The sequence below is a fragment of the Streptosporangium sp. NPDC023825 genome, assembly GCF_040639575.1.
Taxonomy (GTDB): Bacteria; Actinomycetota; Actinomycetes; order Streptosporangiales; family Streptosporangiaceae; genus Streptosporangium.
On record NZ_JBFAAE010000002.1, the window covers coordinates 1 to 19184 of the forward strand.

Consider the following 19184-nt stretch of genomic DNA (forward strand, 5'->3'; position numbering starts at 1 on the left):
GACCCCTGCAACCTCCAGCTGCTCTACCAGGGCCGCGACCCCAGGTCCGACGGCGTCGACTACGGCCTCCTGCCCTACCGGCCGGGCCTGCTGACACTGCAGCGCTGACGGCGTGACACACCTCCGGCCCGAACGTTCCTGACGTCCACCGCGAAGGCGTACGCCGAACCGGATGAGCGTGCGATCAGGACCGGGTGGAGCCGGAGCGGGCGGGCTCGGTGCACGGCCGAGCCCGCCCGCGTCACGCGGAGAGCCCAGATCGTCCCGTCGTCCGGGCGAGGGAGGTCACCCCGGCGATCGCGACACGGTACGTCGCCGGGTGGGACACCTCAAGTGATCCGCGTCGTCCACCGGAGGGATGCCTCCAGCGGCCCGGCTCCCGTGGCGGGACGTCAGGGAGTGATCCGGTAGATGTGGTGGGAGTACTCGGCGGCGAAGGAGTCGGTGAACCTGCCCTGGGCGTCGACGGGGACCGTCCGGTTCTCGAAGAGGACCTCGGCGCGCCCGGCCCGCATCCCGCGCGGCAGGGTGAACGTGCGCCTGCCGGGGGCCGTGCCGGCGGCGGGCATCGCGAAGACGTAGTACGAGCCCCGGTGGTGTTTCAGCATGGTGTCGAGGCCGGGGCCGAAGCGGTGCGCGTACGACTGGGTGTTCAGCACCGGGGCCAGTTGCCCGATGCGCCGGTTGACCTCGGCCACCGCGGGCCTGACCTTCTTCCCGCACTCCTCGCGCAGGACGTGCTGGGAGTGGCACGGCCCGCCGAAGTTGTGGTTGAAGTAGATGATGCCCCGGGCCTCGTGGATCAGCGAGCTCATGACCGCGCCCGTCACCTGCTGCGGCTGGATGGCCCGGGTGTCGTTCTCGGCGGGCCAGCCGACCTCGACGAAGCCGTAGATCGGCTGGCGGCGGCCGTCCAGCGCGTCCAGCTCGCGCTGGCGGTCGAGGACGGCGCCGTAGTTGGCGGCCCTGCGGCACCGGGAGACCGGCAGGGACAGGAAGTTCTTCCCGTCCAGGCAGACGCTCGCGCTGGTGTACCAGTAGATGTCGGACGAGACGACGTCGGTGAAGCGGTTGACGAACGTGGCGGCGTCCGTGTCCCGCTCCCACATCATCACGCCCTTGCCGTAGTTGGCGTAGTGCAGCCTGCCGTCGCCCTTCGGGACCCTCTCCTTGCGGGTGCGCATCACGGTGAAACCGCACCCCTTGTCCTGGGGGACGCACAGGGGCCCCTCGCCGGGGTGGTTGCCGGTCCATCCGGCGTCTCCGGCCTTCGCCCACATGTCGGCCTCGTCGTTGAGCAGCCAGCCCACCGTCTCCTTGCCGTAGCCGGGCAGCGGGACGCTCGTCAGCGCCGACATGCCGTTCTTCCGCACCAGCGCCATGTCGCTGGTCTCGGTCAGCTCCACGTAGGTGTTGATCCCGGCGGCCCGGTCCCTGTCCGCGTCGGCCTGGGTGATCACGGACTCGAACCAGACTCCCACCGGGAAGAACGACGGGTTCGTCCAGCCCGCCGCCGCCGGCGCGGCGAACCGCCCGTAGTAGGCGGGGCCGCCCTCCCACGGCACCCGCGCGGCCGTCGCGGGCGGACCCGCGGCCGACCACGCACCGGCCGTTCCCGACAGGGCGCCCGCCGCCCGATCCCGGCTTCCGGGCGCCTCGATCCAGGAGAGCCCGAGCACCGCCACCGACACCGAGACGGCTCCGGCCCCGACCAGCATCGGCAACGACCGCCTGGTCCGGCGTTCCGTCGTGCGCCCGTGGTCCGTCGTCTGCGCGTGGCCCGTTGTCCGTCCGTGACCGGTCGTTCGCCCGTCGTCCTCGGATCTCATGATCTCGTCCTCCTCATCGCGGGCCCGGTGACAGCTCGGCGAGCGCCATCAGCTGTGCGGCACGCGACGCCCAGGAGGCACCGAGTACGGACCCTCGTATGGTGTCCGCGGGTTGCAGGCCCCCGTCGCGCAACGTCGCACGAACAGCGTCGAGGAAAAGGTCGCCGTCGGTGGCGATCCTCACGCGATCGGCATAGCTGGCGAGTTCCTGGAAGTCGGTGCTGACCACCGGCAGGCCCAGCGCGAGATACTCCTTGAGCTTGATCGGGTTCGAATGCCTGATCCACGGGTTGTCCAGCCACGGCATGATCGCGACGTCGAATCCCGATCCGTACGCGGGGATCTGCTCGTACGGCCTGAATCCGAGCCAGTGCACGTTCGGGTGGCGGGTGAGCCGCTCCATCGGGACGGTCGCGTCGCCGATCAGGACCAGCGAGACGCCGGGCAGCTCGACGGCGATCCGTTCGAGCAGGTCGAAGTCGACGAGATAGTCGTCCAGCGCACCGAAGAAACCCACCCTCGGGCCGGGGATGGCGCGCAGGTCGGCGGGCTGCTCGCTCTCCGGACGGCGCCGGAAGTGGTCGGTGTCCACACCGTGGTCGAGGAAGTGCGCGCGGTCTCCGGTCACGCCGCTCTCCTCGCCCATCAGCGCGGTGCTGACGTAGACCACGTGGTCGGAGCGTTCGAGCAGGCCGCGTTCCAGCGCCTCGATGGTCGGCCGGTCGGACTCGGGGAACGACGAGTGCCGGTCGGAGCGGTTGAACACCAGCGCCCGCCTGCGCATCGGCCGCACCACGTCCCACGCCGTGGGGATGGTCACCATGATCACGGGATGGCGCAGTCCCAGCGCCCGCGAGACGGCCAGCACCTGGGCCCGGACCAGTAGCGCGTTCACCCGCCTGGCCAGCGGCGACCCGTAGAAGGGCAGCGGCAGCGGGGACATCACGTAGAAGCCGGGCAGCTCCCGCAGCGGCCTCCTGACGAGCATCGCGACGCTGCGCAGCTTGCGCCCGACGCGCCGCAGCACCTGCGTGGACCTGCCCGGCATCGGCATGCGCATCCCGATGCTGTTGACCACGAGGACCTTCCTGTGCGCGGCGACCGAGCGCATGAGCTGGAAGTCCGAGTGCGCCCGGTTGTGGTACCACCAGTCCTGCGCCGAGAAGCAGACGTAACCGGGAGAGGCCGCCGTCTCCCGGGCCGGGGACGCCTCCGTGGCCCGGGACTGGGAGATCTCCTTGGCCCGGGCCGAGGAGACCTCCGCGGTCCGGGCCGGGGACGCTCCCTCCTCGCCGGGCAGGAGCGGCCACTCGCGCAGGGAAACCAGCTGGCGCAGGGCGGCCCGGTGCCGCCGCCCGCCCGCCCCGCCCCTGGCGACCGCGCGGGCCAGCTCGTTGAGCCCGACGGCCAGCCGCATCAGCTGCCCGCGCGGGCGGCCGTACCGTTCCCGGTGCATCCGGACCCGGTTGGCCGACGACAGCGCCCACAGCCGGCTCGACGTGGACTGCTCGCCACCGAGGTGAACGGCCACGGCACGGGGCTCGTACCGGACGGCGAACCCCGCCTCACCCGCCCTGAGCATGTACTCGGTCTCCTCCGAGTACAGGAAGTAACGCTCGTCGAGGGGGTCCAGGGCGTCCAGGCACGCGCGGGAGACCAGCCAGGCCGCACCGGCCGCCCAGTCGACCGCCTGCGGCCTGTCGTAGGCGGCCGGGTCCACGACCAGCTCGCCGAGCGCCGGGATCCGTCCGGCCCGGTGCCCGCCCAGCAGCGCCTCCCCGAGCGCCCTCGGCACGGTGGGGCGCCTGCGCAGGGAGAGGTGGAGCGTCCCCGTCTCGCCGGTGAGGCGGGGGGCGGCGATCCCGGTTCCCGGCAGGGCGAGCGCCTGCCGGAGCAGGAGCACGGAGCCGGGCGCGAGCCGGATGTCGGGGTTCAGCACCAGCACGTCGCAACCGTCCGCGGCGGCGATGCCCGCGTTCACCCCGGCGGCGAAGCCGGCGTTGCGCCCGGTCTGGATCACCTCGGCCTCGGGCGCGACCTCTCGCACCCGCTCGACGGTGTCGTCGGCCGAGGCGTTGTCCACCACGACGACCCGCGCCGGGCCGGCACCGGCCAGCGCCGCGTCGAGCGAGCGCAGGCAGCCCTCGACGACCTTGCCGCTCGAATACGTGACGATCACTACGGCCAGTGGGGGCCACTCTGGAACAGCCATGTCGGAGCCGTTTCTCGTGAGAGAGGACCGTGGCGGGAAGGTGGTCGCGCCGGCGGGCGGGGAATCGACGGGCACACGGAGCTCCTCGATCCCGGGCGCGGGACCGGCGGTCATGTGGAGCGCCTCGGACGCGGGATCAGCGGCCACGCCGAGTGGCTCGGACGCGGGACCGGCGGTCATGTGGAGCGCCTCGGACGCGGGATCAGCGATCACGCCGAGTGGCTCAGACGCGGGATCGACGGTCATGTGGAGCGCCTCGGACGCGGGATCAGCGGCCACGCCGAGTGGCTCGGACGCGGGGCCGGCGGTCACGTGCGGCGCCTCGATGTCAGGCGGGTGCGCAGGGCGCCCGCGAGGAGGACGATCGCGAACGGCGCGTCGTCGCGCAGGTAGCGGCGGGCCAGGCGGCGCGGTTCCAGGGCGAGCCGGTACAACCACTCGGCGCCCGCCCGCTGGACCGGCCCCGGGGCGCGGCTGAACCGCCCGGCCGCCATGGGGATCCCGGCTCCGCAACCGAGGTACCAGGCGTCGGGCAGCTTCTCCCTGAGGGCCTCGATGACCCTTTCCTGTTTGGGGAAGCCCAGCCCGACGAGGACGAGGCCGGGGGCGGCGGCGGCCACCCCCTCGACCACCTCGCGGACCCCGTCCGACGTGCTCTCGAACCCGAAGGGAGGCGAGCAGGTGCCCGCCACGCGCAGTCCCGGGCAGCGTCCGGCGAGGACCCGCGCCGCGTCCTCCGGCACGCCGGGCTCCCCTCCGAGCAGGTAGACCGAGCGGTTCTCGCGCGCGGCCCGTCCGGTCAGGGAGTGCACGAGCGCGGCGCCGGTGATCCTGCAGGGAACCGCCGACCCGGCGAGCCTCGACGCCCAGACCACCGGCATCCCGTCGGCGACCACGATCTCGGAGCGGGCGACGAGGTCCGCCAGGGCGGGGTCGCGCGTGGCGGCGCGGACGATGTCGACGTTCGCGGTGACGATCGCGCCGCCGCGCCCCCGTCGCCACTCGTCCGCCACGTGGTCGAGAAGCTCCGCCTCGCTGACCGCCATGACCTCGACGGCCCCGACCCGGACACGCGCGAACCCCGCTCGGGACCTCTCAGGGGTACGCCGGTCGGCGCCGTTTCCCCTTTCTCCATGGCCGGGAGATGCGGGAGTCGTAAAGATGGGCTCATGAGAGTCGAACGCGCCGAGATCGACGATGTCCTGCTCTTCGTCCCCACCTTGCACAGGGACGACCGCGGGCTGTTCACCCGCACCTTCGACGCGGCGCTCGCCGCCGCCCACGGGCTGCGGCCCGAGGCGTTCGTCCAGGACAGCCAGTCGCGGTCCCGGCTGGGGACGGTCAGGGCCCTGCACGGCCGGGGCGGCCGGGGGGAGGCCAAGCTCGTCCGGTGCGCTCGCGGAGCCGTGCACGACGTGCTCGTCGACGCCCGGCCGGGCTCGCCGACCTTCGGCCGCCAGATGTCGGTGGTTCTGGACGATGAGACGTTCGTTCACCTCTACGTTCCTCCTGGCTTGTTGCACGGCTATCAGGCACTGACCGATCAGGCCGACGTCTGCTACCGGATCGACCGGGAGCACGATCCCGCCGAGGACCTCGCCGTCCGCTACGACGACCCCGACCTCGGCATCCGGTGGCCGCTGCCGGTCACCGCGATCAGCGAGCGGGATCTGTCCGCGGGCTCCTGGGCGGATCTGCGCGCCCGGCTGGTCGGGTGATCTTCCCGACGGCCTCGACGGCCTTCTCGCCGACCTCCTCACCGGTCTCCTTCCCGAACTTCCCGGGCTCCCCGGACCTCCCGGGCGCCCCGGACTCACCAGACTCACCGGGCTCCCCGCCGGACCTGTCCGGCGGCCGGACGACCTGAGCCCTCGGCTGCCGGGTGGCGCGCAACAGCGAGCCGGCGGCTCCGATGATCAGGAATGACAGGCCCGTCACGGTCGCGAACGAGCGCAGGTCGAACGTGGCCGCCCCGACCAGGGGGACGACCAGGCACGCGGCCAGGGTCAGCCCCAGGTCCCGTACGGCGGGGTCGGAGCTGAGGCGGCGGACGCGCAACGCCGCCCAGATACCGGTCAGGAAGATCCCGGAGAAGGCGGCCACGCCGATGACCCCGGTCTCCACCAGCGACAGGATGTACTGGTTGTCGAAGATCAGATGCTTGGGCGCATACCAGGTGCCCAGCCCCCTGCCGACCCAGAAGTGGTTCCCGATCTCGGCGGCCGCCACCGCGTAGTCATGGGTCCTGTACTGGATGCTCGAATCGCTGGACAGGCTGGTGAACAGCCCGAGGAAGACGCTCATCAGGCCGGGCACGGCCACCTTCATCGCCACCAGGAAACCCGCGCCGCCGAGCGCCGCCCACAGCCTCCTGCGCGCGGGCCACCCGGCGACCAGCACCACGCCGACGACGGCGAGCCCGAGGACCGCCGACCGCGACACGGAGAACATCAGCCCGGTACCGATCAGCGCGCAGCACACCCACCACCGCAGGGAGGGCTCCCCCCGGTCGCGGGCGCCGAACGCGTAGTGCAGCGCGAGAGGAGTGATCATCGCGCAGACGACGCCGAGCTCGATGGGATGTCCCGTGGTGGCCGCGACCCGGCGCAGGGTGTTCCGTTCGAGGATCGCCGGCAGATCCGAGGTGAACCGGAAACCGGGAAAGGCCAGGTACTTCGTCAGGTCGAATTCGAGCACGAACTGGAGCGCCGCGATGACCCCGACGGCCGCGCCGGAGATCACGAGACATCTCAGGACGAAGTCCAGCCGCTCCCGGCCCCGGATGCCGTCGCACGCCCCGAGACCGATGCCCACCGTCGCCACGACGAGGACGATGCTGTGGTCGGCCATGTCGAGCTCGTCGGGCGGGAGATAGGCGGCGCTGGCGTACCCGTAGGTGGCCAGCATCGCCGCGGTGTACGCGAACAGGGCGGTGCGTACGGGGTTGGAGCCCTTGGCCGCGCCGAGCGTGGTGGTGAGCTGCGCGCAGAACCACCACAGCGCGGCGAAGAGGCCGACCGCGTCGGCGGGCGTGAGCGAGAAGGGCAGGCCGCGGAAGACCAGCCGCGCCGGAGACAGCATCAGGACCACCGCGAACGCGGCGGCGAGGGTGGCCCCGTCGGCACTGCGGAGACCGGGGCGGTCCAGGGAGGCGACGGACACGGGGGCCGGATCCCCGGCGGGGACCGTGCCGGAGACCGTGGGTGCCGTGCGGGTCACGGGAGTTCTCACCTCCGCAGGAGGGAGGGTTCGGCGGGCAGCCCGGGCGCCGGCACGGGCCTCCCGCGTCTCCGCTTCCGGGCGTCCAGGAAGCTCTCCAGGGAGAACACCGCGGCGAGGCCGGCGAGCACCCCGAGAAGCAGCGCGGCGGCGGCCCCGCGCGTCTTCCCCCCGCGCTGGGGTTGCGGCTCCGTCGGCGGCACCATCTCGTCCATCGTGATGTAGGTCGCCAGGGGCGCGTCGAGCTGCCTCTGACGACCGGCCAGCTCGATCCTCGCGCGGTCCCTGACCCGCGTCACGATGTCCCGCGCCCCGGCCGGCGACATGCTCGTGCCCTCGATGTACACGAACGGCCCGCCGTCCAGCGCCTCCGGATTGGTGCTGCCGTTGGTGGCCGTGAAGGTGGTGTCGCCCTCGGGCCGCACGCCGAGCGACTCCGCCGTCTCCGGCGCGCTGATCACCTGAATGAGGATCGAGGCGGACATGCTCAGGCCCCAGTCGAAGTTCAGCAGGGGGTTGGTCAGCCCGTTGGGACGCTCGGGGTCGCTCGGCAGGCTTCCCCCGGTGGGCGGGATGGTCAGCACGAGCACCGCGTTCGAGACGTAGAGCGTGGGGATCGACGAGTAGACGCCCAACGCGGCGCCGATGGACAGCAGGAACGCCGGCAGGGCGACGTACCAGCGCCGTAACACGATGAGCACGGTCCCCCAGAAGTCCACGCGTTTCCTCTCGTCTGCCTGTCGCGGTCGCCGGCAGGACGACATACCGGCGCCGTACGCCTGTCGCGGTCGCCTGCCTGTCGTCGTCTGCCTGTCGTCGTCTGTCTGTCGCGGTCGCCTGCTTGTCGCCGTCTACGTGTCGTCGTCCACTTGCCGTCCTCGTCCAGGTGTCGCCGAGGGCGCCGGGGACATCGCCTCCACCGGGTACACGGTGATCGGCGGCTCGGGGACACCCCTGCCGTCACGGCCTCCACGCCCCCTGCCGCCCCCGCCGCCCTTACCGTCCTTGGCGCCCTTGCCGCTCTTGTCGCTCTTGTCCTCCTTGGCGCCCTTGCCGTCCTTGTCGGTTGCGGGCTCCCCCTCTTCCTTGCCGTCCTCGTGCTCCCGGCCCTTTTCCGGAAGGTCGCCGGGATGCGCCTCGTCGGACCGGCCTGCCGGGGGCGGGACCGCTTCCGTGGCTGCTTCCGCTTCCGTGGTCGTTTCCGCGGTCGTGGCCGATTCCGTGTCCGGCCGGGGCTCGCCGGGCCGCCCGCCGCCGGACCTCCGCCGGAACACCCTCCGGCGCTCCACGGCGTACACCGCGCCGAGGCCGAGCAGGACGACGGCGAACGCCGCCCCGCCCGCGGCCTGCCAGGTGCCGCTCCGGTCCATCGCGGGGTAGCCGGCGGGCACCACCTCGACGAACCCGATGAAGGTGGAGCGGGGGGCGCCGAGCACCTCCTGCCTGCGGACCAGCTCGGTCCTGAGGCGGAACTGGGTCCTGGCCATGACGGCCCGGGTGGTCTCGGCGGAGTCGCTCTCCACCTCCACGTACACGAACGGGCCGTTCATGAGGATGCCCAGCATGCTGGGGTTGGTGCGCCCGTCGTTGATCGTGACCTCGACGGGACCGTCCTTCACGATGCCCAGTTCCGTCGCGACCGCCTCGGTGTTCATGGACAGGATGAGGATGCCGGCCGTGGTCCTGAGGCCGTCGCTGAACTGCAGCAGCGGGTTGGTCCGCCCCGGCTTCTTGGCCGGGTCCGTCGTTCCCCCCGCGGGGGGTGTGGTGAGCACCATGGAGGCGCTCGACACGTAGCGCGGGGGCACCAGGGAGAAGACGACCACGGCGGCGAGGAGCGCCAGGCCGAACAGAGGAAACCCGACCCGCTTCCTTCTGGCGAGGTCGAGGATGGTCTTCCAGAACTCCACTACGTCGTCCCCGCTCCCCCGAGCGCGCCAGACGCCCAGGACACGATGCGTATTGGTCGCAGCACACGAACTCCTTGTCACTACGGACGTCGCTACGGACGTCACCGCAGGCGTCACCACGGACGTCACGGCGTCACGGCGATGTGGCGGTGGCCGGGTCCGCCGCTCACCCGGCCCTGGTCAGGGCCTCCGCCTCGTACTCCAGCGCCAGCTCCTCCGGCATCGGGTCGAGGTCGGAGGAGCGGACGAAGTCGCGCAGGGTGGTACCGGTGCACTCCGCGTCCACGTTGCGGGCGCCGCGGCGGGTGCGCACGTCGTCGATGTGCACCGTGCGGAAGTCGATGCTGAAGCGGGTCCTGCCCGAGGTGTTGGGCACCGTGGAGTGCAGCTGGGCGCCGGAGAACACCATGACGCCCCCGGGCTCCGGCACCACCCGCACCTGCGGGTCGAGCACGACGGCCTCCTCGGGGCGGGGCTGGTCCCTGGTGTCGCCGCGCACGTGCTGGGCGGCGGTGAGCCGGCTGGTCCTGTTCCACTCCGCGTAGTCGTAGCGGGCGCTGCCGTTGCGCACCGGGCTGCCGAAGTACTGGGGATGGAAGGCCATCACGTTCTCCGGGACCACCTCGTAGACGGGGATCCACCAGTTGAGCTGGTTGAACGGGGCCGAGTACCAGCAGTCGCGATGGGGATGGAAGGCGTAGGAGATGCCGGAGGTGAGGTAGTCGTGGGAGGTGGAGGTGCGCAGCCGGGGCACGTCGAAGTAGGTGCGGTCCAGGTCGCATCCCAGTTCCGCGAGCACCTCGGGCAGCAGCTCCTTACACCGGGGATGGTGGATGAACCGGGGCTTGAGACGGGCGAGCAGGCCGGCGAACTCCTCGACCGGCATGTCGAACTGGGCTGTCTCGGGATCGCGCTCGCCGAACGCCTCGGTGATCAGTTCCCTGGCGAAGGCGGCCAGCTGGGCGGAGGCGGGCGTCGCCGAGTAGACGAAGACCTGTCCTCGGTAGAGCTGCTCCCTGCGCGTGTCGTCGTCCACCACACTGTTGGAGAAGACGGTGGTCACGGGGTTCTCCTTTCTGGGATCACTGGTGTCGGATCGAAGGGCATCTCTCACCGCCCGCCGGGGACGAGCCCCGAGGCGATGAGCGCGAGCCTGCGGCCCCGGCGGGCCGCGGTGAGCCGCTGGCGGCGCGCGTACATGCCGAGGACGGCGGCGCGGGCGCGGCGGCGCTGGTCGGCGGTGAGATCGGCTCCCCGCAGCCAGCGGAACAGCTCCGCGCACTGCAGGACGGTGGAGCAGCGGGCCCGCCAGGGCGGCACGTCGAGGCGGCGGGCGATCGCGGACAGGGTGTCGTGCTTCCAGTTGCGGTGGGCGAGGACCTCGGGGACGTGCCCCCACGGTCCGGCCAGCGCGAGCTTCGCCGCGAACACCTCGTCCTCGCGCAGCATGTTGCGCCGCGGGATCCTCGCCAGCGGGTCGCGCCGCAGCGTGCCGTACAGCGGATCGATGAGCAGGTGGCTCTCGTTGAGCAGCCGCAGCATCTCGGCGAACCGCTCGACCGGGTCGTCCGAGGACAGCCCGGAGCCGTCGAGGGGGGCGGTGGTGACGGTCCCGTCGGGCCCGGCGTAGGCGACCTGCGTGGTGACCAGGACGAGCCGGTCGTCCTCCGCGAACGCCTGGAGGGACCGGGAGACGCACGCGGGCTCCAGCCGGTCGTCGTCGCCGACCCAGCGGAAGAACGTGCCCGCGACCAGTTCGGTGCTACGGACGAAGTTGTCGAACAGGCCCACGTTCTCCGGGTGCCTGCGGTAGACGATCCGGCGGTCGGTCGCCGCCAGGTCGCGGCAGATCTCCTCGGTGCCGTCCGTGGACGCGTTGTCGGAGATCACCAGCTGGAGGCGCTCGTGGTCCTGGCCGAGCACCGAGCGGATCGCGCCCTCGATCCGCCCGGCCCCGTTGCGCACGGGAAGCACGATGGACACCAGCGTGTCGGAGTTCTCCATCCGGTCTCTCCTTTCGTGAATCCCGTGGATTCCGCGGGGCCTTCAGGTCTGTCGGGTCCCGCGGGGTTGTCGGGTCTGGCAGGTCTTGCGGGTCTGACAGGTCTTGCGGGTCTGGCAGGTCTTGCGGGACTGGCAGGTCTTGCGGGCGGTCAGCGGGCGCGGGCGGGGACCGCCCGCGCGCCGAGCCGTCTGAGCCGCGCCGCGGGTACGGCGATCAGGAGGTACGCGAGCAGTCCCCCGCCACCGGCCACGCAGAGCTGGACGAGCGCGGAGCCGGCGGTCATCCCGCCCGCCACCGCCCCACCGGCCACCCCGCTCGTCAGGCCGGCGAGCGTCACCGTGACGACCGCCGCGACCGCGGCCCCCAGCAGCGGGCGGACGAGGGCGGGCAGGACGGGTGCCAGGCGCACCCCCGCGCGGCCCAGCACCAGGGCCGCCACCGGCAGGGCGACCAGGACACCGGCCAGCGCGTGCCCGATCGCCGCGCCGCGGATGCCGTACCAGTGCGTGCCCGCCCACAGCGCGGGCACCAGCGCCACGGCCCAGCCGAGGTTCATCCACACGGTGGCCCTGGTGGCGCCCGCCGAGGTGAGGATGTCGAAGGCGAGGGAGGTGAGCATCCGCACGACCATCAGGACCGCCAGCAGCGCCAGGACCCCGGCGGCCGGGACCCACTTCTCGCCGTAGAGGAACGCCACGATCGCCGGGGCCAGCGTGGCCGTCACCACGGCGACCGGCAGGACGAACGCCACCAGCAACGGCACCGAGCGCTGCACCCCCAGCGACAGCGCCTGGGGCCGCTGCTCGGCCAGCCGCGAGAAGCTGGGCACGGTGACGTACCGCAGGGCGGTGCCGATCACGCTGGGCACCCAGCTGGAGACGTTGAACGCCAGCAGGTAGAAGCCGAGGGCGACGGGGCCGAGCACGGCGCCGACGATGACGTAGTCGGCGTTCATCAGCACCGCCTCGATGCCGAGCCCCAGGGCCAGCGGCGCCCCGAACCGCAGGAGCCTGACCGCCACCTCCCGGTCGAAGCCGAGGCGGAACGGCAGCCCGGCCCAGGCGAACACCAGCGCGCCGGTGACCGTGTTGGCCGCCACCTGCCCGACGGCGAAGCTGTAGGCGCCCGCGCCGTTCGCGGCGAGCGTGACGGCCACCCCCGCGTTGACCAGCGAGCCCGCGATGTTGGCCTTGGTCAGCCTGTCGTGCCCGAACCCGCGCATCAGCGAGCCCGCCCGCACGGCGGTGATCCCGTCGATGAGGATGACCGCGGTGAGCAGCCGGACCACCGGGGTGGCCTCCGCGCTGCCCGCCAGCTCCGCGAAGTACGGGGCCACCACCCAGAAGATCCCGTACATCCCGGTGCTGAACGCCACGGCCATGACCGTCGCGGTCGGCGCCATGTCCTCGACCCTGCCCCGCCACTGCACGGTGGCGGCGATGATGCCGACGTCGTTGACGTGCATGACGAAGGTGGTCGCGGCGAGCGCGATGGCGTAGAGGCCGAAGTCCTCCGGCGCGAGCAGCCGGGCGAGCACGAGTCCCATGACGAAGGTGGTCGCCTTCGTCCCCAGGTTGCCCAGGAGACTCCAGCGCAGCCCGCGGCCGGCCTTCCTGCCGATCGTCCCGACCTGCTCACCGGCCGTGCCGACGCCACCGCCATCGGCACCACCGGCCCCACCGGCCGTGCCGGGCTCGCCGCCCGTCTCGGGGGACGGCCCGCTCACCTGGGCTCCTCGACGCGTTCGAGCCAGATCTCCCGCCAGAACGGGACGAACTCGCGCGGGCAGCTGACGTTGTACGCGCCCGCGCAGACGACGCCCTCCAGGACGATGCAGGGGTTCTTCATCCGCAGCATCCGGCCGGTCTTCTCGTCCAGGCACCTCTCGACGCGGGCGCTCACCCGCGCGACGTGGCCGCAGTAGCGCGACATCTCCTCCTCGAACCCCATGCCGCGGTTGAGCAGGCCGTCGTTGAGCGTCTTGAGGATCTCCTCCTTGGACTTGACCCTGACGAGCTCCCCCGGCCGCAGGTCCAGGGTGAGCGTCGGGGTGGTCGGCCCGGCCTCGCCCCTGACGAACCCCCAGCGCATCCCGCCCCTGATCCACAGCCACCTGGGCAGGAACCGCTTGCCGGCCTGCTGGAAGCGGTTGAACAGCCCGACGAGGAACGAGCGCAGCATCCAGGTCACGCCCACGTTCCCGGTGCGCACGTCGGCGACGTACTGCCCGACGTCCTTGAACGGCAGGCAGGTGGGTGCGGCGCGCAGCAGCTCGGTCGCCTGGCAGGAGAAGCGTTCCTCCCCGTCGGGGCCGGGCTCCTTCCTGGTGGCGGCCTGCAGGATCGGCAGCAGGGGCCTGCCCGCCGCGAGACCGGCGGCCGTGACCGGAGGAGCGGGGGAGGCCGGGTCCACCCGCTTGAGCCAGGCCTCCTTCCAGTAGAACTGGCAGGCCGTCTGGCAGCCGCCGTGCGCCTGGCCGTCGCAGCGGGCCCCGGTCAGGTGGACGGCGCGCTCCATCCGCCGCATGCCGCTGCTGCTGATCGTGTCGCAGAGCTTGTGCGCCACCTTGTGCACCGTGAGCCGCCGCCCGCAGAAGGCCAGCATCTCCGGCATGAAGGGCAGCTCGTCCAGCTCCCCCTTCCCGTCCAGCGTGGCCAGGATCTCTGCCTCGCCGCGCACCTCCACCGTCTCGCCGACCCGGAGGTTGAGCGCCCCGCCCGCCCTGGAGCCCGCCCGGGAGCCCGTCACGACCTGGAACCGCGTCACAGCGAACACTCCTTGAGAAGTCCCGAACCGCGAAGGGCCCGTGCCGCCCCCGCCACGGCACCGAAGGGAAGATCGGACCGTTCGGCGATGTCCAGGAGGCTGTGCCTCCCGTCGGAGAGGTTCAGCACCCACAACATCGCCATCTGGGCCTCCTTGGTGTCACTGCGCCCGCCCAGCGACCCGTACAGGCCCCGCCTGCCCAGCTGTGGTTCCCCGTACGGGCTGAGGTTGAGGTAGGCGCGGTTGTCCTCCAGCACCCGGGTGACCTCCCAGCAGGTCTCCAGGGTGTCGGCCATCGCCTCGGGGGAGACGAAGTCCGGGTCGTCGGCGGAGGTGTGGTACTCCGGGTAGCCCGCGTACGGGGTCCTGGTGAGCGAGCCGACGGGCAGGTCGAAACCCGGCGAGCAGAACTGCCGCTCGTCGTAGCCGTACGGGGAGAAGTCCACGACCGTGTGGGGGCGCCCCGAGGTGCGCAGGACGTGCCGTACCGCCCTGTCTATCTCGGCGTCGCCCCGCCTGCTGCGCTTGTACGTCAGCGGGCCCCGGTCCCCCGCGCAGGCCAGCACCAGGCCGTGTTTGATCCGCCCGGTGCGCTCCCGGTTTCGCGCCAGCCAGGTGATCGCGCCGATGGTGCCCGGCGCGAACAGGAAGCGGTAGGTGTACCACGGGTCGGCCCCGGCCAGCCGCCGGGCGAGCCGGACCGCCACCGCGACGCCCGCCAGGTTGTCGTTGGCCAGCGAGGGGTGGCACACGTGGCAGGAGACGAGCACCTCCTCGGCGACCCTGCCGGGCACCACGTGCTCGCCGTAGGTCAGGTGCCCGTCGGCGAGCGTCGAGTCGATCATGACCTCGTACGGCCCGTCGGAGAGGCCCTCCAGGGTGTCGTGGGCCAGGCAGAAGCCCCACGTCTCCGCGTAGTAGCTGGTGCGGTACGGGACCAGGGCGGGCTGGTCGGGGAGCGTGTGCAGGTGCCCGCGCAGCTCGTCCAGGGTCATGGTGGCCGACACCGGGACGCTGTAGCCGACCACGTGCAGGTTCGAGGCGGCGAAGTCGACGACCCTGGCCCCCGAGGCGTCCTTGACGTACGCGTCGCGGATGTTCCACTCCCTGGGGACCGTCCAGTCGAGGACCTGGGTGCCCGTCGGCACCTCGCGGACCTGCATGCGGAGGGACTCCCCGACGATCTCCAGGGTGCGGCGCACGCCGTCGCCGGTGATGCTCCTGCAGAGCGGGTAGAGCCGCTCCACGAGGTCCCGCATCTCGAGGGCCTCGTCCCCGCTCCCCGGCCTCGGTACCTCGCCGTCTCCCGCTTTCGGCGCCTGGCCGCCGCTCCCCGCCCCTGGCCCCCCGCCGTTCACCGCTCCCGGCGCCTCGTCCCCGTTCCCCGCCTCCGGCGTCTCGCCGCCGTCGTCATCCGTCACCGCGCACCGCCCCGCGCGGCCGCAGCGCCCCGTCGACGGTTCCGGCCTCGCGACGGGCCGACAGCCACGCCAGCCTGGTGAAGTGGCGCCGGAAGCCGTCCTCGGTCAGGCCGAACCGCCCGTACGCCTCGACCAGCTCGACCGCGCCCGCCTTCACCGTCCACAGCGCCCGGTAGCCGGGGAGCGCGTCCCGGATCCGGGAGAAGTCGACCCGGTAGGAGCGCGGGTCGGCCCCGGTCTCCCCGGTGATCACGACCCGGGAGCCGGGTACCGCCTCGGCGACCTCGGCGGCGATCTCCGCCACCGTCACGTTGTTCTCCTCGGTGCCGACGTTGAAGGCCCTGGCGTGGACGGCGTCGCGCGGGGCGGTCAGCGCCATGGCGAAGGCGTTCGCGATGTCGGCGGCGTGCACCAGCGGGCGCCACGGGGTGCCGTCGGACAGCACCCTGACCTCGCCGGACAGGAGCGCGTGGCCGACGAGGTTGTTCAGCACGATGTCCGCGCGCAGCCTGGGCGAGAACCCGAACGCGGTGGCGTTGCGCAGGAACACCGGGCTGAAGTCGTCGTCGGCCAGCTTGAGCAGGTCGTTCTCCACCCGGACCTTGGAGTCGGCGTACGGGGTGACCGGGCGCAGCGGCGCGTCCTCGTCGACCAGGTCCGAGCCGGAGGCGCCGTAGACCGAGCAGGTGGAGGCGTACAGGAACCGGCGCACGCCCGCGTCGCGGGCCAGCCGGGCCAGCCGCACCGCGGCGCGGTGGTTGATGTCGTAGGTCAGCTCGGGCGCCAGCGCGCCCAGCGGGTCGTTGGACAGGGCGGCGAGGTGCACCACCGCGTCCACCCCCGCCAGGACCTCGGGAGTGACGTCCCGCAGGTCGACGGCGTGTCCGGGCGGGTCACCGGGCGCGGGGCCCAGGACGCATCCGGCGAAGAGCCCGGAGTCGAGCCCGGTCACCTCGTGGCCCGCGGCGGCGAGCACCGGGGCCATCACACTCCCCAGGTAGCCCTGGTGCCCGGTCAGCAGCACGCGCATCCGGTTCAGCCTCCATCCAGGTCGAAGATCAGTTTGTTGACGTGGAACGCCTCGGCGTAGCGGGCGTGGCACTCGATCCCGCGGATGCGGGCCAGCCCCAGGAACGCCTCGCGGTCGAACCAGGAGCGGTGACGCTGGGAGGGGTAGTGGCGGTGCAGCAGGCCCACCTTCGCCTCGGCCACCTCGGGCGTGAGCGGCTGGTAGGCCGAGGGCCGCCCGAGGTCGCCGTCCCACTTGGCGATCTCGTAGCCGAGCACCTGGTGGTCGCGGAAGGCCGTGGGCACCAGCCTGGCCAGGCCCCGGTGGTCCTGGTGGGCGTCGGCGGGGTTCGGCGCGAGCAGCAGGTCGGGGTCGGTGCGCTCCCGCAGCTCCTCCACCGCCTCCTTCGCCTCCTCCCAGCGCGCGGGCAGCCGCCCGTCGGGCAGTTTGAGCACGGTGAGCCGCAGGTCGGCGCCGGGACAGAACGCGGCCAGCGCGGCGCGTTCCTCGTCCTCCCGCTCGGTCCCGCCACCGGAGAGCACCAGTGCCTCCACCTGGACGCCGGGGCGCGCGGAGCAGAGGGTGAGCAGGCTGCCGCCCGCCCCGATGGCGAGGTCGTCGCAGTGCGCGGCGAGCAGCGCGATCCGGCCTGTTCCGGCCGGCCGGAACCGGATCACGTGACCGTCACCGCCGCGTGCCCTCCTCCGAGCACCGCCGCGGACCCGTACCCGAGCGCCGCCTCGCGCTCCGGGACCGTCACAGGTCCGGGTACGGGCACCGGCGCCCGCTCGCGCTCCCACAGCGCCCAGGGGCGGTCGCCGCGCGAGTAGGCCTCGTCGAGGGCCACCCGCTCCTTGACCGTGTCGGTCGGCCGCCAGTAGCCGCGGTGCGGGTAGGCGAGCAGCCTGCCGCGCTTGGCCAGCTCGGCGCAGCCGTCCGCGACCAGGTCGCCGCCCTCCGGGATGTGGTCGAAGATCTCCTGGCGGAGCACGAAGTATCCGCCGTTGACCCAGAGCGGCATCTCGCTGACCGGCGTGATCCCGCCGACCGTGCCGCGCTCCCCCAGCTCGATGCAGTGGAAGGTGTCGGCGGGCGGCACCACCATCATCGACGCGGCCGCGCCCGACCGGGTGAAGCGGTCGACGATCTCCGGCAGCGGCGCGTCGGTGAGCACGTCGGCGTAGTTGGCCAGGAACATCTCCTCGCCGTCCAGGTGGTCGCGGACCCGGCGCAGCCGCTCGCCGATCGGCGACGCGATCCCGGTCTGCACGAACGAGATCGACCACTCGGAGATGTCGGTGGACAGCAGCTCGACCCTGCCCCCGCGCAGGACGAAGTCGTTGGACGTCGTCTCCTGGTAGTTCAGGAAGAAGTCCTTGATGTGGTGCGCGCCGTACCCCAGGCAGAGGACGAACTCGGTGTGCCCGAAGTGCGCGTAGTAGCGCATCACATGCCAGATGAGCGGCCGGGGCCCCACGAGCTGCATGGGCTTGGGCACGTCACCGGGGGTGCCGGTGCGCATCCTGGTGCCGTATCCGCCGCAGAAGAGGACGACCTTCACGGGTTCACCTCGACGATCTCCAGGTTGGGGATGGGGAAGACCAGCCGGCCTCCCCAGGCGTGCACGAAGGACAGCTGGCCGACGAGTTCCTCGCGGAGGTTCCACGGCAGGACCAGCACGTAGTCGGGCCGCTCCTCGGCGAGCCGCTCGGGCGGCAGGATCGGCACGCGCGTGCCGGGGGTGAACCTGCCGTGCTTGTACGGGTTGCGGTCGACGGTGAAGGGGAGCAGGTCGGGCCGGATGCCGCAGTGGTTGAGCAGGGTGTTGCCCTTGCCCGGCGCCCCGTAGCCCGCGACGGTCCTGCCCTCGCGGGCGGCGTCGAGCAGGAAGCCCAGCAGGTCGCGTCGCACCCGCGCCACCCGCTCGCCGAACTCGGCGTACCCGGACAGTTCGTGCAGGCCGGCGGCCTTCTCCGCGGCGAGCAGCGCGGCCACCCGCTCGCCCGGCTCGCCCGCGACCTCTTCCGGCCTGGCCCACAGGCGGATCGAGCCCCCGTGCGTGGGCAGCGACTCGACGTCCACGAGGGCGAGCCCGCCGGTGGCCAGGGCGCGCTGGGCGGAGGCGACCGTGTAGTACTGGAAGTGCTCGTGGTAGATCGTGTCGTACTGGTTGTGCTCCATCAGGGTGAGCAGGTGCTGGACCTCGACGGAGACCCAGCCGTCGTCGGCCACGAGGGCGCGCAGCCCCCGGGTGAACCCGACGACGTCCGGGATGTGGGCGTAGACGTTGTTGGCCACCACCAGGTCGGCGGGCCCGTGCTCCGCGCGCACCTCCGCGCCGGTCTCCGGGCCGAGGAACGCCGTGACGGTCGGCACCCCGGCCTCCCTGGCCGCCCGGCCGACGTTCTCCGACGGCTCGATCCCCAGGCACCGGATGCCCCGCTCGACGACGTGCCGCAGCAGGTACCCGTCGTTGCTGGCCACCTCGACCACGAACGACCCGGCCCCCAGCCCCAGCCGGTCGGCCGCCCCGCGCACGAACTCCCGCGCGTGCTCCACCCACGAGGTGGAGTACGAGGAGAAGTAGGCGTACTCGGTGAAGGTCTCCTCCGGCGTGATCATCGGCGGGATCTGCGCCAGCCAGCAGCCGGTGCAGACCCGCAGGTGCAGCGGGTAGGTGACCTCGGGCTCCTCCAGCTGCCGCTCGGTGAGGAACCGCTCGCAGGGCGGTGTCGCCCCGAGGTCGACGACGCTGGCGAGGCTCGTCGAGCCGCACAGCCTGCAGGTTGTCATGAATGCGCTCCCTCGCCGCG

General features: G+C 72.4%; 16 protein-coding genes. 1 reads left to right on the forward strand and 15 read right to left on the reverse strand.

All coding sequences use genetic code 11. The annotated features are described in order from the left end of the window. Positions 1–392 precede the first annotated feature (392 nt). The 3 genes from AB0G15_RS01725 to AB0G15_RS01735 all read right to left on the reverse strand — a co-directional run bounded on the left by AB0G15_RS01725 (position 393) and on the right by AB0G15_RS01735 (position 5087). Positions 393–1829, reverse strand: coding sequence for a hypothetical protein (locus tag AB0G15_RS01725; RefSeq protein ID WP_362834477.1), 1437 nt, complete (start codon positions 1827–1829; stop codon positions 393–395). A 13-nt stretch (positions 1830–1842) separates the two neighbouring features. Beyond that, on the reverse strand, positions 1843–4041 hold the full coding sequence (locus tag AB0G15_RS01730; protein ID WP_362834478.1) for a glycosyltransferase: 2199 nt from the start codon (positions 4039–4041) through the stop codon (positions 1843–1845). A 308-nt stretch (positions 4042–4349) separates the two neighbouring features. Further along, on the reverse strand, positions 4350–5087 hold the full coding sequence (locus AB0G15_RS01735; protein ID WP_362834479.1) for a WecB/TagA/CpsF family glycosyltransferase: 738 nt from the start codon (positions 5085–5087) through the stop codon (positions 4350–4352). 123 nt (positions 5088–5210) lie between these two features. Between AB0G15_RS01735 and AB0G15_RS01740 the strand changes: the two genes are divergently transcribed. Further along, positions 5211–5759 (forward strand): dTDP-4-dehydrorhamnose 3,5-epimerase family protein, encoded by a 549-nt coding sequence (locus AB0G15_RS01740; RefSeq protein ID WP_362834480.1) that lies wholly within the window; start codon positions 5211–5213, stop codon positions 5757–5759. Here the strand turns inward: AB0G15_RS01740 and AB0G15_RS01745 are convergent. From AB0G15_RS01745 to AB0G15_RS01800, 12 genes are all read right to left on the reverse strand, one after another. Then, positions 5698–7260 (reverse strand): O-antigen ligase family protein, encoded by a 1563-nt coding sequence (locus AB0G15_RS01745; RefSeq protein ID WP_362834481.1) that lies wholly within the window; start codon positions 7258–7260, stop codon positions 5698–5700. The two genes, AB0G15_RS01740 and AB0G15_RS01745, sit on opposite strands and share 62 nt — an antisense overlap. Positions 7261–7268: 8 nt before the next feature. Next, entirely contained in the window at positions 7269–7979 is a 711-nt protein-coding gene (locus AB0G15_RS01750) for a hypothetical protein (RefSeq protein WP_362834482.1), read from the reverse strand. 132 nt (positions 7980–8111) lie between these two features. After that, positions 8112–9170 carry a hypothetical protein gene (locus AB0G15_RS01755; RefSeq protein ID WP_362834483.1) on the reverse strand — a complete coding sequence of 353 codons (1059 nt, stop codon included), beginning with the start codon at positions 9168–9170 and terminating at the stop codon, positions 8112–8114. A 166-nt stretch (positions 9171–9336) separates the two neighbouring features. After that, positions 9337–10233: a hypothetical protein gene (locus AB0G15_RS01760; protein WP_362834484.1), complete on the reverse strand. Its 897-nt coding sequence runs from the start codon at positions 10231–10233 to the stop codon at positions 9337–9339. Between the two features lie 47 nt (positions 10234–10280). Beyond that, a complete protein-coding gene (locus AB0G15_RS01765; RefSeq protein WP_362834485.1) occupies positions 10281–11174 on the reverse strand; it encodes a glycosyltransferase family 2 protein in 894 nt (297 codons plus the stop codon). A 149-nt stretch (positions 11175–11323) separates the two neighbouring features. Next, positions 11324–12901: a lipopolysaccharide biosynthesis protein gene (locus AB0G15_RS01770; RefSeq protein ID WP_362834486.1), complete on the reverse strand. Its 1578-nt coding sequence runs from the start codon at positions 12899–12901 to the stop codon at positions 11324–11326. Continuing rightward, positions 12898–13941, reverse strand: a complete 1044-nt coding sequence (locus tag AB0G15_RS01775; RefSeq protein ID WP_362834487.1) for a hypothetical protein — start codon at positions 13939–13941, stop codon at positions 12898–12900. Before AB0G15_RS01775 ends, AB0G15_RS01770 begins: the two co-directional genes overlap by 4 nt. Then, positions 13938–15362, reverse strand: coding sequence for a DUF4910 domain-containing protein (locus AB0G15_RS01780; RefSeq protein WP_362834488.1), 1425 nt, complete (start codon positions 15360–15362; stop codon positions 13938–13940). The genes AB0G15_RS01775 and AB0G15_RS01780 overlap by 4 nt, the downstream gene beginning before the upstream one ends. Next, positions 15352–16392: an SDR family oxidoreductase gene (locus AB0G15_RS01785; protein ID WP_362834489.1), complete on the reverse strand. Its 1041-nt coding sequence runs from the start codon at positions 16390–16392 to the stop codon at positions 15352–15354. Before AB0G15_RS01785 ends, AB0G15_RS01780 begins: the two co-directional genes overlap by 11 nt. Before the next feature lie 5 nt (positions 16393–16397). After that, on the reverse strand, positions 16398–17048 hold the full coding sequence (locus AB0G15_RS01790) for a PIG-L deacetylase family protein (protein ID WP_362834490.1): 651 nt from the start codon (positions 17046–17048) through the stop codon (positions 16398–16400). Next, entirely contained in the window at positions 17045–17932 is an 888-nt protein-coding gene (locus AB0G15_RS01795; RefSeq protein ID WP_362834491.1) for a sugar phosphate nucleotidyltransferase, read from the reverse strand. Before AB0G15_RS01795 ends, AB0G15_RS01790 begins: the two co-directional genes overlap by 4 nt. Next, the gene (locus tag AB0G15_RS01800) at positions 17929–19164 is read right to left on the reverse strand and encodes a class I SAM-dependent methyltransferase (protein WP_362834492.1); all 1236 of its coding nucleotides are present in this window, start codon (positions 19162–19164) and stop codon (positions 17929–17931) included. The genes AB0G15_RS01795 and AB0G15_RS01800 overlap by 4 nt, the downstream gene beginning before the upstream one ends. Between the last annotated feature and the right edge of the window lie 20 nt (positions 19165–19184).

Bases quoted from the DNA above. Each gene is read 5' to 3' on its own strand.
- AB0G15_RS01740 (WP_362834480.1), top strand. From the start codon at position 5,211: ATGAGAGTCGAACGCGCCGAGATCGACGATGTCCTGCTCTTCGTCCCC.
- AB0G15_RS01765 (WP_362834485.1), bottom strand. From the start codon at position 11,174: ATGGAGAACTCCGACACGCTGGTGTCCATCGTGCTTCCCGTGCGCAAC.
- AB0G15_RS01725 (WP_362834477.1), bottom strand. From the start codon at position 1,829: ATGAGATCCGAGGACGACGGGCGAACGACCGGTCACGGACGGACAACG.
- AB0G15_RS01800 (WP_362834492.1), bottom strand. From the start codon at position 19,164: ATGACAACCTGCAGGCTGTGCGGCTCGACGAGCCTCGCCAGCGTCGTC.
- AB0G15_RS01785 (WP_362834489.1), bottom strand. From the start codon at position 16,392: ATGCGCGTGCTGCTGACCGGGCACCAGGGCTACCTGGGGAGTGTGATG.
- AB0G15_RS01735 (WP_362834479.1), bottom strand. From the start codon at position 5,087: ATGGCGGTCAGCGAGGCGGAGCTTCTCGACCACGTGGCGGACGAGTGG.
- AB0G15_RS01730 (WP_362834478.1), bottom strand. From the start codon at position 4,041: ATGGCTGTTCCAGAGTGGCCCCCACTGGCCGTAGTGATCGTCACGTAT.